Source organism: Hyella patelloides LEGE 07179 (genome assembly GCF_900659865.1).
Taxonomy (GTDB): Bacteria; Cyanobacteriota; Cyanobacteriia; order Cyanobacteriales; family Xenococcaceae; genus Hyella; species Hyella patelloides.
In genome coordinates, this window is record NZ_LR214002.1 from 1 (window position 1) to 11,152 (window position 11,152).

The 11,152-nt window shown below is 36.8% G+C and carries 14 protein-coding genes; 8 read left to right on the forward strand and 6 right to left on the reverse strand.

Annotation, left to right across the window (positions count from 1 at the left end):
- Positions 1-114: 114 nt before the first annotated feature.
- Positions 115-1,110 (reverse strand): glycosyltransferase, encoded by a 996-nt coding sequence (locus H1P_RS25740; RefSeq protein ID WP_144872892.1) that lies wholly within the window; start codon positions 1,108-1,110, stop codon positions 115-117.
- Between the two features lie 51 nt (positions 1,111-1,161).
- Positions 1,162-2,472: a GAF domain-containing sensor histidine kinase gene (locus H1P_RS25745; RefSeq protein WP_144872895.1), complete on the reverse strand. Its 1,311-nt coding sequence runs from the start codon at positions 2,470-2,472 to the stop codon at positions 1,162-1,164.
- A gap of 214 nt (positions 2,473-2,686) precedes the next feature.
- Here H1P_RS25745 and H1P_RS25750 point away from each other — a divergent pair, with 214 nt between their 5' ends.
- Complete coding sequence (locus H1P_RS25750) at positions 2,687-3,013, forward strand: DUF3155 domain-containing protein (protein ID WP_144872897.1); 327 nt, start codon at positions 2,687-2,689, stop codon at positions 3,011-3,013.
- A 159-nt stretch (positions 3,014-3,172) separates the two neighbouring features.
- Here the strand turns inward: H1P_RS25750 and H1P_RS25755 are convergent, their stop codons facing one another.
- Complete coding sequence (locus H1P_RS25755) at positions 3,173-3,916, reverse strand: response regulator transcription factor (RefSeq protein WP_144872900.1); 744 nt, start codon at positions 3,914-3,916, stop codon at positions 3,173-3,175.
- Between the two features lie 441 nt (positions 3,917-4,357).
- Positions 4,358-4,900 carry an RNA 2'-phosphotransferase gene (locus H1P_RS25760; RefSeq protein ID WP_144872903.1) on the reverse strand — a complete coding sequence of 181 codons (543 nt, stop codon included), beginning with the start codon at positions 4,898-4,900 and terminating at the stop codon, positions 4,358-4,360.
- 212 nt (positions 4,901-5,112) lie between these two features.
- Here H1P_RS25760 and H1P_RS25765 point away from each other — a divergent pair, with 212 nt between their 5' ends.
- A complete protein-coding gene (locus tag H1P_RS25765) occupies positions 5,113-5,829 on the forward strand; it encodes a biliverdin-producing heme oxygenase (RefSeq protein ID WP_144872906.1) in 717 nt (238 codons plus the stop codon).
- 201 nt (positions 5,830-6,030) lie between these two features.
- Here H1P_RS25765 and H1P_RS25770 read toward each other — a convergent pair whose 3' ends face one another.
- The gene (locus tag H1P_RS25770) at positions 6,031-6,264 is read right to left on the reverse strand and encodes a photosystem II protein, Psb35-related (RefSeq protein WP_144872909.1); all 234 of its coding nucleotides are present in this window, start codon (positions 6,262-6,264) and stop codon (positions 6,031-6,033) included.
- 66 nt (positions 6,265-6,330) lie between these two features.
- Between H1P_RS25770 and H1P_RS36540 the strand changes: the two genes are divergently transcribed.
- Together H1P_RS36540 and H1P_RS25775 are read left to right on the forward strand one after the other, a co-directional pair.
- The gene (locus H1P_RS36540; protein ID WP_186376146.1) at positions 6,331-6,468 is read left to right on the forward strand and encodes a hypothetical protein; all 138 of its coding nucleotides are present in this window, start codon (positions 6,331-6,333) and stop codon (positions 6,466-6,468) included.
- Positions 6,469-6,471: 3 nt separating this feature from the next.
- Positions 6,472-7,209 carry a DUF554 domain-containing protein gene (locus tag H1P_RS25775; protein WP_144872912.1) on the forward strand — a complete coding sequence of 246 codons (738 nt, stop codon included), beginning with the start codon at positions 6,472-6,474 and terminating at the stop codon, positions 7,207-7,209.
- Between the two features lie 214 nt (positions 7,210-7,423).
- Here the strand turns inward: H1P_RS25775 and H1P_RS25780 are convergent, their stop codons facing one another.
- Positions 7,424-7,591, reverse strand: coding sequence for an NblA/ycf18 family protein (locus H1P_RS25780; protein ID WP_144872915.1), 168 nt, complete (start codon positions 7,589-7,591; stop codon positions 7,424-7,426).
- Between the two features lie 309 nt (positions 7,592-7,900).
- On the opposite strand from H1P_RS25780, the gene H1P_RS25785 reads away from it, so the two are divergent.
- The 4 genes from H1P_RS25785 to H1P_RS25800 all read left to right on the forward strand — a co-directional run.
- The gene (locus H1P_RS25785; RefSeq protein WP_144872918.1) at positions 7,901-8,491 is read left to right on the forward strand and encodes a phycobiliprotein lyase; all 591 of its coding nucleotides are present in this window, start codon (positions 7,901-7,903) and stop codon (positions 8,489-8,491) included.
- Between the two features lie 260 nt (positions 8,492-8,751).
- Positions 8,752-9,513, forward strand: coding sequence for a phycobilisome rod-core linker polypeptide (locus H1P_RS25790; RefSeq protein ID WP_144872921.1), 762 nt, complete (start codon positions 8,752-8,754; stop codon positions 9,511-9,513).
- Positions 9,514-9,670: 157 nt separating this feature from the next.
- Positions 9,671-10,447, forward strand: coding sequence for a peptidase (locus H1P_RS25795; RefSeq protein ID WP_144872924.1), 777 nt, complete (start codon positions 9,671-9,673; stop codon positions 10,445-10,447).
- Positions 10,448-10,556: 109 nt separating this feature from the next.
- The coding region (locus H1P_RS25800) for a glycosyltransferase (RefSeq protein ID WP_222427238.1) at positions 10,557-11,152 on the forward strand (596 nt) is incomplete at its 3' end.

Consider the following 11,152-nt stretch of genomic DNA (forward strand, 5'->3'; position numbering starts at 1 on the left):
AACTTATGCCAAGCCTGAATCTTAATGAGTCCTAATTGAGAGTCTTTGACCTCAACAATTTTATCTTCTGGTAACCAAGTTTCGGAGTCATTGAGTTTTAACTTATGACCATGTTTACGAGGACGACTTACTTTTAACTTTTGCCAATAGCCGATTAACTTTCAGATTTTGAATTTGCCAAAAATTAAGCTCTTTAATTTGTGTTTTGATTTCTGACTTGCTATCAAAAAAAATATTAATTTCTTTTAATATTACTTCTAATCTTGCAACTAGATTCTCTTCTTTATATTGCTCCCAAAATGATCCTGGTAACTTTGGTTGAGTTTGAGAATTTATTACCTTTAAAATGCATTTTAAGTCATACTCTAAACTATAACAGCCAATTTTATAGCAATTAAAACCAGGATCGAGATAATCAGCTAAGGCATGATTGACGCTAGAAAATATATTACAGCCACAAGCTAATGCTTCTAAAGGTGGTAAGCCAAAACCTTCAGTTACACCGCTTACTATCCAATATTCAGCAGAATCATAAAGATAGATTTTACTACGGTTAAACAGTGCTGCTAAATCTTCCACATAACCATTAATAACTTGTACTTTACAACGAGATTGCAATGCAGGAATCAACTGTTTTAATAGGTATTGAGAAGATTTACGAGTTTGTACTAAAACATCAATATCTCTAGATTTTTCTGCATCGTAAAATTCTGTACCCAACTGATTAGGTAAATAATAAATTAGCGAGTTTGCTGCTTGTTCACCCCAGTAGCCCATTGTGTTGCGACTAACGGTAATTATGGGAATATCAGAAGGTAATCTAAATCCATAATCTGCACTATGAGCATGATAAATTACATGATATTTTTTGAGTTTAGATATCAGTTTAGGAACATCAAAACCCCAGTTAACAACAAATATACAATCATGGGAATTAACTGTCTTTAAAACATCAGTTAAAAATAAATTATTATCTTCTTTTTGTCTATAAGTGACAATATTAGCCTCACATATTCTTTGGGCTAGTTTAATAATTTTTAATTCTGCCCATAATCCTCCGCCACCAAATTTACCTTTTGTCCCTGGAAGTAAAAAATATAATTTCCTCATTTATTACATTTGCTGGTTGTTAGTGGTTACTGGTTAGTCGTTAATAACTAATTACTTAATTACTGTAGAAAGCCACACTATAAAAATTGTGCCAGGAAAATCAGTATTATTAGAGCGATTGTTAGGACTAATGACTTCAATGTTGCCTTGCATCTGTTCAATTAATTGTTTAGCGATCGCCAATCCCAAACCCGTTCCTGGTATATTTCCTTCTGCTTGCACTCCTCGGTAGCTACGTTCAAATAAATGCTCTAGATCTGTTTCAGGAATGCCATAACCCGTATCCTCAATGGCTATCTCTAGTGCATTATCTTTTTGTTCGATTCGGACGGTAATTTGCCCTTTTTCGGGGGTATATTTAATTGAATTATCCAACAAGTTATTAAAAACCTCTCTCAAAGCTCCACTGTTTCCTTTAACTGGAGGCAAATTGGAAGGGATATTAGTCACGAAACTTATCGTTTTACTTTCGGCGATTGTTCTTGTACTTATGAGTAAAGGCTCTAAAACCTTTTTGAGATCTAAATTATCTAAATTTTCGATGTTTCCTGGTAATAAAAAATTATGAGGCGGTTGTTCTTCTTTTGCCAATAAACGAACTGAAGTCGTGCTTAAAGTTACAGGTAACTTCTCTGGTGCATCACTACTGGTTTCTGCTGCAAAGCGATCGATTAATTCTGACAAGCGATCGCTTTCTCTTAAAATACTCTCTACTATCGATTGATTGCGATCTTGGGGTAGCAAACGCTTCAGCAACAACTTACTAAACGTTCGTAGTGCAGTTAAGGGATTGCGTAATTGATGCAATAAATTCCCTAGTTGTTCTTGCTCCCAATGACGCATACTTTGTTGCAATTTTAATTGTTCGCGATACCATTGGGATTGTTTTTCTAAAAAACGAGCAATTGCTAAAGTTACTGCGATCGCTTTTACTTGCTCTAATTCTTGTTGCTTCCAGTGACGATCTTCTCTTCCAGTAATCAATAATCCCATCATTACCTCTTCATGAATCAAAGGTAACACCAGTTGTTTAGTGGCTAAGTTTTCTTGTTCTAGTACAACAGCACTTAAATTATCTGTTTCAATTTCATCGGTGAGTAAAGAGCTTGGTGCTATTTTCCTGTGAGCAATTACCCTTTGTAAAATCTCTGGTAGCTCAACTTCGGCAATCTGTGGGGTAAATTTGCTCTTAGTTTGCGGATAAATAGCAAATAGTAATAATTGCTTTTCTGGGCTCTGTTCTACTTCTCCTGTTAAATAAATAGCACTCGATATTGCTCCTAATCCCTGCGTAAGTAACTTGATTTGAGATTGACACAAAGTAGCAAATTCAGCACTGGCAACATTGTAAGAGTACGACATTAAATAAATAGTTTTATTAACTTTTTTGCTGTTTATTTTATTTAATCATTAGAAGCTAAATAATAGAGTCCATAGTTAATTTACTTCTTGCTTGAAGACCAAAACTCTGCTAAGGGGGGGAGTTGATTTTTCTAGCTTAATACGATACAATTTTTGCTAGTTTTGTAACTAACATTACAATTATTATAGAAAAATAAAATAGGAGGTAACTGGGTTGGCAAGAAAGCGTAAACGCAAGAGTCGCCGTCGTCAGGAAGGTCGCAAAATATTAGAGCTAATCCCTCAGTATAGTATCGAAAGCGGTGAAGATAAACCAGTAACAGCAGCCCGCAAGTACATTGCCTCAATAGGAATAGTACCTCCTGCACTGTTAGTTGTCAGAAGAAACGAGCATACCACAGATCGCTACTTCTGGGCAGAAAAAGGTTTATTCGGAGCGCAGTATGTGGAAGAAAACCACTTTCTATTCCCTAGCCTGCAATCTTTAGAATTACAAGAAACAGATAATACGAAAACTCCCGCTGCTGTTGGCAGTCTTTGAGAGTTAAATCAAAGAGCACCAGATAATTATAGTTGATAACGGGACGCTATTAACTACCGTCCCTTGATTTTATCTTTCTTTAAGATCGGAAACTTGGTTTTACCTAGTTTATAGTTAGCTTCTGATGTCTTTATTCAAACTATTAGCAATCAACCTACTTTAAGCAGTAGCTTGATCGACATCATTCAGATTGGCTTGTTCAATGCTAGGTAACTCAAGGCAATAGCCAGCACCATATACTGTCTTAATATAACTAGGGTGGCGAGGGTCTGGCTCTAATTTTGTGCGTAAATGGCGAATATGAACACGAATAGTTTCTATATCATCATCAGGATCGTAACCCCAAACCTCCTTTAAAATTTCGCTAGGAGCTACAGTTTGACCATGACGTTGTAATAAACAATGTAACAACTCAAACTCTAAATGAGTCAATTTAACTGTGTTTTCAAACCAGATAGCTTCAAATCTTTCAGGAATTAAGGTCAAAGGACCATAATTAAGAATTTCCGAGTGTTTAGCAGCTTGGGGGATTCGGTCTGTTCTTCTTAATAAAGCTCTTACCCTTGCTAACATTTCTTCCACTTCAAAAGGTTTAGTAAGATAATCATCAGCACCAGCATTAAAGCCTTCTACCTTATCTTGAGTTTGTCCTAAAGCAGATAGCATCAGAACAGGAATGTCAGAAGTTCTATCATCACGACGCAATCGCTGGCAAACAGTAAAACCATCTACTTTGGGTAACATCAGATCGAGCATAACTAAATCTGGCTGTAGCTGTACCGCTAATGCCTGACCTTTTATTCCATCTTCTGCTTGATTTACATCGTAACCAGCCATTTCTAGGTTAATAGATACCAACTCAGAAATCGCTGGATCGTCGTCTATTACAAGTATTCGAGGCATTTTTATCTGTTTATTAGTTATGTGGTCTAGTTAAAATCAAACTCAAAAAAATTGAGAATTATTGTAAAGAATACTGTAATGATTATAAGCATGAATGCTTACTATAGAGGTATTCTATTTCCCAATATTAATACATTGCCTACTGTTCGGTTTGTGCATTAGTATTGTTTACTGTGATTTTTCTCCACAAGTTTTTTAGGCGTTGGTGATTTAATGTATGACGCACAAAGTGTTTCTGTTCGTCTATCACGGATACCGCTTCCGCCTTAGGACTCGCTTCCCTTTAGGGCATAGCTTTAAGCTTTAAGACTCCGCGTATTCCCATTCGAGGACAATGTAAGCTATAAGCTTTTTAAATTAAGTAGAATATAGCAGCCTCCAGAAATCATATTTCTATTCACCAATGCCGTTTTTAAAATCAAGGAATTCAGTTGATTATAATTATCTATGCACTTGCAAGTATTTAACAGGAATCTCCTCTGTCAGCCATACCCCATTATCAGAGCAATAAAATATATAACCTGCTTTGCTCATTGCTAGAGCATCTATCTGGAAAATAACAGGATAACCTCTTCTGGCACCAACTCTTTGAGCGGTATTAATGTCTGATGACAAATGCACATGATGACGAGACATCTTTTTTAAGCCTTGTTTCTTAATAGAAGCTATCGCTTTACTATAAGTGCCATGATAAAGAACATCTGGCGGTGTTACGGGCTTTAGTTGCAAATCTACTCGAACACTATGCCCTTGATTGGCTCTAATTAAATTACCACGCTCATTAAAAGAAAAACGCTGTTTATCATTTTGTTCCACTACTTGTTGCAATTCAAGCGAGCTGATCGAAAAATTATGCTTTTTAGCTGCTTGTAAAAGTCGATTTACTTCTACCCAACCACCAGGAGAAAGCTCTAAACCTAGTAAGTCAGGACGATGCCTTAAATGATAGCTTAAAAATTTGCTAATTTTTACTAAACGAGTCATAAATAGATATCTTAATCTATTTAGATTGCATTAGTGTTACTAAATTAAGTTAAGATCGTGAAAAATTGTTACTCTGTAGCGGTTTTAACGTAAAAATTCTTAATGAAAATTCGCATTAAATCAGTTTACTCTAGCCAAATAGGTGTAGCGTCGGTTTTCATAGGAATAGTTATAATCGATCGCTGATTTTTTTAGAAGATAGGAAATTTAGTATGAGCGTAAATTTAGCAACCATGTTACGTGAGGGAACCAAAAAATCTCACACAATGGCGGAAAATGTCGGCTTTGTAAAATGTTTTCTTAAAGGAGTAGTCGAGAAAAATTCTTATCGTAGGCTAGTAGCGGATCTTTACTTTATTTATTCGGCTATGGAAGAAGAAATGGAGAAACTAAAAGATCATCCCGTGGTTTCTCAAATCTACTTCCCACAATTAAATCGTAAACACAGCTTAGAACAAGATTTACATTACTATTTTGGTTCTAACTGGAGAGAAGAAGTTACAATTTCTGAATCAGGTAAAGCTTATGTCGCCAGAATTAGAGAAATTGCTCAAACTCAACCAGAACTTTTAGTAGCTCACTCTTATACTCGCTATTTAGGAGATTTATCTGGAGGACAAATTCTCAAGAAAATCGCTCAAAAAGCCATGAATATCTCTGACGGTGAAGGTACTTCATTTTATGAGTTTGCTGATATCTCTGACGAAAAAGCTTTCAAAAATAAATATCGTCAAGCAATGAACGATCTACCTGTGGTTCTAGAAACCGCAGAACAAATTGTTGATGAAGCAAATGCTGCTTTTGGAATGAATATGAAACTGTTCCAAGAGTTAGAGGGTAATCTCATCAAAGCAATCGGCATAATGTTATTTAACACACTAACCCGTCGTCGCGGTGGTGGCAGCACTGAGTTAGCTACTGCTGAGTAATCTATTAACTTGATTACTAAAAATTAGACGTTAGAATTGTTTTCCAAAAGAATAGCCCTAGAAACTGGGTTGCGGTTTAATTGATCGTTATCGAGTTTCTAGGGTTATTTGTTGTTAATGATTGGGGCAAACAGATATTAACGAAGTCAGAGAGACCCTCACGATATTTGTGTAATTATCACAATGTAATTATCATAACTTCTAACGATCGCGTAAATTATTGCTTGCATAGGAGTCGATACCATAAGCTAACACTCTTTCTGCGTGATTTATTTTACTTCCGGTAATTGCTTCAGCAATTTTCTCAAAAGATTCTGATTTAACGTTGCGGTCGTGAATTGGTTTGCTTTGTTCACCTCTAAAATAAGTTTGAGTACCAATAACAGATGCAGCAACCCAGCCAACTAAAACTATACCAATAAGAAGAGATAACATAATTGAATCCTTTTCGTTAACTTATTTGTCTTTATGTAAATAAATATAACAAAAACTTGCTCGATCGTGCCATCTATCTTTAGTAGGGTTTTTACACCTTTGTTACGTAATACCCGAATCATTAAAGAAATAAGAGAAGCAGGAGGAGCAGAGGAAACAAAAAGACAAGAGAGAAACAATGAGCAACGAACAACCAACAATTAACAAATGATCGATTTTTGGGCAAAAACGAGCGGTACTTGGATTAATGTCTTTACCGTAGCTGTCGGAACTACTCTGGGTTTAACTTTGAAAAATCGCTTAACCCAGAAAATGCAACTGATAATTACTCAAGGAATTGGTTTAATTACAGTTTGGATTGGCTTGAGTATGGCAAACACCATGAGTCAGGTAAAAGCTGGAAACCTAGAGGGAGTGATTTTAGGTCTTTTGGCGATGGTAATCGGAGGAATTATTGGCGAGTGGTTAGAGATTGAAGAGAGACTAACCGCCTTGGGAAACTACTTGAAAAAGCGATTTCGTGGTCAAGGATTGTTTACAGAAGGTTTTGTTGCCAGTAGTCTTTTATTTTGCGTTGGGCCGATGACGTTAATTGGGTCTCTCAACAATGGTTTAACAGGAGATAATACTTTACTGACTATTAAAGCAACTATGGATGGTATTGTGTCGATCGCTTTGGCAAATATCTATGGTATCGGTGTCGGTTGTTCGATTCTGGTGTTACTAATCTATCAGGGAGGGTTATCTTTAGCTGCTAGTGCGATCGCTACAAATCTCACTAATCCAGAAAGTAATCCTTATATCTTAATTGCTACGGGTGTGGGTGGCTTAATAATTGTCGGAATTGGTTTCAATCTTCTAGAAATAACCAAAATACGAGTGGCATCTTTTTTACCAGCGATCGTAATATCTTCTCTAATTTACTATTTAGCAAGTATTTTTTAGTAGCCAATATTACAAAAATCTTGATTAGTTAACAAGTTCATTCAAATTAAGAATCAGGTAAAAAATCTCATTGGTAAAGAGTGAAGCTATAAAAGTAAAGATCTAAATTTCCGCGCGATTCCCATAACTAACTACAACTAATAATTTAGCCAAGTGTTATAACAGATAATCTTTCCTAATCAACAACACGCTTTACAGGATTTTAGACTATTAGTTAAGCATTTTTCATCAAATGTTTAACCAAATTATCCTTAACCATCATTTGACGAAACATTTCTAATAAGTACTCCTGAGCTTGTTCTTTGGAAAGCGTTTCTACTTGATCTTTTAGTATCTGTAACTTAAATTGTTGCTCCAAAGTTAATTGTGCTGGTAAATTCATGTTCCTACCTCCTCGGTGTGTAATTCAAGAAAAACAAAAGCATAATAATTTGGCTTTTCTTTTATGTTTAAATAAAGGTAACACGAAGACTGATAAAATGTCCAACTTGTCAAGCAATAATTAATCTATGTAATAAAACTTAATTATGTTGATGAGAGATAACTATCTTTTTTGGCATTATTTGATACAGACAAGCTAAAAAATTCCCGTAAACCCACAATTTTTGACCACTACAACTTAACGCACCTAAAATTCTCTAATAATCGGTATATTGGTATAAATATTGAGATTTGGGAACAGATATTTAAAATGGATCGAATTAAAGACGCGATGGAATTTTTCCAGCGCAGTGCAGGACAATGGAAATCACAGCGTACAACCCATCACTTACCCTTTAGAAGAGCAGAAAGCGGTGGTTCAGATATTAGCGTCGAGTTTTTAGATGCAGGGGACTCTCGTATTGCAGAAATCTGTCAAATGCACGATGTAGAACCTAGCCTAGCTATCGGAGGAGCATTTGTGAGTTGGGATGGCGCAATGGCATGGGACAAAGAGAATGAAGATCATAAAGGAACAACAGTTTTTGCTTTAATTCCTGATGCTGATGACCCCAGAAAAGGTAAATTACTTAGAGAGAGAGGCTATGCAGAAATTGTTCCTGTGGCTGGCTTATATGAAATGGACAACGAAGACGGCTTAGTATTGATTACCGAATACGAAACCATGACTATTTATGAGCGTTTTTGGTTTATCAATCCCAACCTTCGTTTACGCAGCAGCACCGTTAAAAGATTTGGTGGTTTTAACACTGCGACATTTTGTGCCGAAGCTCGCGTAGTGGAAGATCGTGATTCTGCTGAAGAAACTCCTGCTACTGCTTACGCTATTAGTGGTTGGTAATGTTCTAACTTCTTTGTCAAGAGAAAATTAACATGAACTCGCAAGATAAGCGAATCTCGATCGAGATCGACAATCAACAACTAACCACGAGCAAATAACAATTAACAAGGTTGCGCGTTTCCAATCTGAAGAAATCTTAGAGGGATCGCATAATAATTAGCAAACTCTGTAATATTTTGTTACCATCCTTAACTTTAAGTCTCCGACTGCGGTACTATCGAGATTATCTTTTATTATGAGCAAAACTCGGAGGTCTTGACTTGTCTATTCCTCTACTGGATTACAAACCGACATCACAAAACAGTCGCGTCGAAGGATATGAAGTTGGTCGTGATGACCAACCTAGAATTTATTCTACGGAAAGTTTACTTTCCCCTTCAGCGATGGGTGAGCTAATTGATGCAGCTTATCGTCAAATTTTCTTTTATGCCTTCAAATCAGACCGTGAGCCATTTCTTGAATCTCAATTACGTGATGGTCAAATCACTGTAAGAGATTTTATTCGTGGTTTGTTGCTATCGGAAACCTATGACAATAGTTTCTACTCTAAAAATAACAACTACCGTTTTGTTGAGCAGTGTGTTCAAAGAGTTCTTGGACGCGATGTTTACAACGAAAGAGAAAAAATTGCTTGGTCTATTGTAATTGGGACAAAAGGAAAAGAAGGCTTTATTGATGAGCTTTTGGGTAGCGAAGAGTACATCGAAAATTTCGGTTACGACATCGTACCTTATCAACGTCGTCGCGTTCTACCTTCTCGCGATGAAGGAGAAAGACCATTTAATATCACATCTCCTCGTTACGATGGCTACTACAGAGCAATCTTAGGCTTCCCCCAAATTATTTGGCAAAGCGAAGTTCGTCGTTATATTCCTCAAGAGAAAAAATCCACAGCAGGAAATCCTGCTCTGTATCTGGATATGGCTCGTAGTTTACCCAACAGAGCCAATACTCCTTCTAGAGTTTCTGCGATGAACATTAGTTTAGATAAAGTTCCTTATCGTAAAACAACTGGCAGATAAATTAAGAATAGGTTAATTATCCTTGTTCTGTAGAGGGATAGTTGTTGATTGGCAGAATGATTTAGTCTCAAGGCTGGATTATATTGTTAATCCGCGACTTCCCTCTATTGTTTTTGGTTGGTGATTAGTTGTTGGTTGTTTATTAATAATACGGTGAATGTTAAATGTCAAAATAAACCAGTGGTTAATTGGGTTTACTACTGTTTGTTTACTGTGTTTCTTCTCTACATCAAAAACTTTTGAGTATTTTCCCCTTACCTTTTTCCCTTCAACCTTTTCCCACGCACAAAGCGCGCCTTTGAAACCTCATCCGTTACCGCCTTCTCTGGCAAAATGGAACGATGTCGATCGGCAAGGAGATTATTTTGAACTCATCCAAACCACTCCTGTAGGCTATTTAATTTGGTCGCAGTTTCCGATCGCCGTTTATGTAGAGCAACCTTCGGGGTTGCAAGATAATTCTGCTCAAGGGGTTCGTTTTCAACAATGGGTAAATGCTGTGGCAAAAGCGATCGCCGAATGGAATCTGTATTTACCTCTACAAGAAATTAACCAGCCAGAATTAGCTGATATCGTCATAGTAAGCTCATCAATAGATAGAAAAATTCAGCTTAATCCCGATACGGGACTATACGATATTCCCCAGGCGATTACGGCTCAAACTAATTACGAGTTTTATGTCAGGGAAGAGCAACAAAAAGTATTAGCTCATAAAATGACAATTAAGATTAGTCCCGATCTTTCTCCACTAGCCACTTTAGCAGCAGCACGCCACGAATTAGGACATGGTTTGGGCATTTGGGGACATAGCGATCGCCAAAGCGATGCTTTATACTTCTCTCAAGTACGAGATACTCCCACTATTTCAGTACGGGATATCAATACATTAAAAAAGATATATCAACAACCAACTAAATTAGGTTGGAAAATATAGTTAATAATGTTATCAGGTTCTCAGTCAGACTGAATCTCAGGCACTCGACGTTTACCTAGTTGATAATTCATTATTAAGAAGGAAGTATGGGAATAATCTTATTTTGACCTTGAAAGATCAGCAGCGAAAAATCAAAGTATCGATAGTTGTCAGCGATCTATCTAGTAGTGGTGCTGGTAGATGGGGTGGTGGTGTCCGACCATTTTTATTAGCAGAAGCTTTGCGTCGTTTGAATTGTGAAGTAACAATGCTCGGTGTTGCTTTTGGTGAAGTCGCCCCGTCAATTAAAGATGCACCATTTCCCATAACTGCGTTGCCTTGTGAATATCATTCAGGATTTGTTAAAGCTGCCTCGCAAATTATCAGACAAATTGATGGGGATTTAATTTGTACTGTTAAGCTAAAACCCAGCAGTTTTGGGATTGCCTTGGTTAAAAAGTTATTGAGTCATCGTCCTTTATGGCTCGATATTGATGACTGGGAATTAAGTTGGCATGGTGGTGACTCTTATAACTATGGTTTGAACCCGAAAAAGTTTGCCCGTGACCTGATACGCTCTGATGGTGCTTTGAGACACCCCGATCATCCTTTATATTTGCAGTGGCTAGAGAAGTTTATTTCTCAGGCAGATATTCTCACTACCCACAATCAATTTTTACAACAACGTTTTGGCGGAATTCAAATTCCTAATGGCAAAGATACAGA

Bases quoted from the DNA above. Each gene is read 5' to 3' on its own strand.
- H1P_RS25745 (WP_144872895.1), bottom strand. From the start codon at position 2,472: ATGTCGTACTCTTACAATGTTGCCAGTGCTGAATTTGCTACTTTGTGT.
- H1P_RS25770 (WP_144872909.1), bottom strand. From the start codon at position 6,264: ATGTTATCTCTTCTTATTGGTATAGTTTTAGTTGGCTGGGTTGCTGCA.
- H1P_RS25760 (WP_144872903.1), bottom strand. From the start codon at position 4,900: ATGACTCGTTTAGTAAAAATTAGCAAATTTTTAAGCTATCATTTAAGG.
- H1P_RS25780 (WP_144872915.1), bottom strand. From the start codon at position 7,591: ATGAATTTACCAGCACAATTAACTTTGGAGCAACAATTTAAGTTACAG.
- H1P_RS25740 (WP_144872892.1), bottom strand. From the start codon at position 1,110: ATGAGGAAATTATATTTTTTACTTCCAGGGACAAAAGGTAAATTTGGT.
- H1P_RS25785 (WP_144872918.1), top strand. From the start codon at position 7,901: ATGGATCGAATTAAAGACGCGATGGAATTTTTCCAGCGCAGTGCAGGA.
- H1P_RS25755 (WP_144872900.1), bottom strand. From the start codon at position 3,916: ATGCCTCGAATACTTGTAATAGACGACGATCCAGCGATTTCTGAGTTG.
- H1P_RS25765 (WP_144872906.1), top strand. From the start codon at position 5,113: ATGAGCGTAAATTTAGCAACCATGTTACGTGAGGGAACCAAAAAATCT.
- H1P_RS25795 (WP_144872924.1), top strand. From the start codon at position 9,671: ATGTTAAATGTCAAAATAAACCAGTGGTTAATTGGGTTTACTACTGTT.
- H1P_RS25775 (WP_144872912.1), top strand. From the start codon at position 6,472: ATGATCGATTTTTGGGCAAAAACGAGCGGTACTTGGATTAATGTCTTT.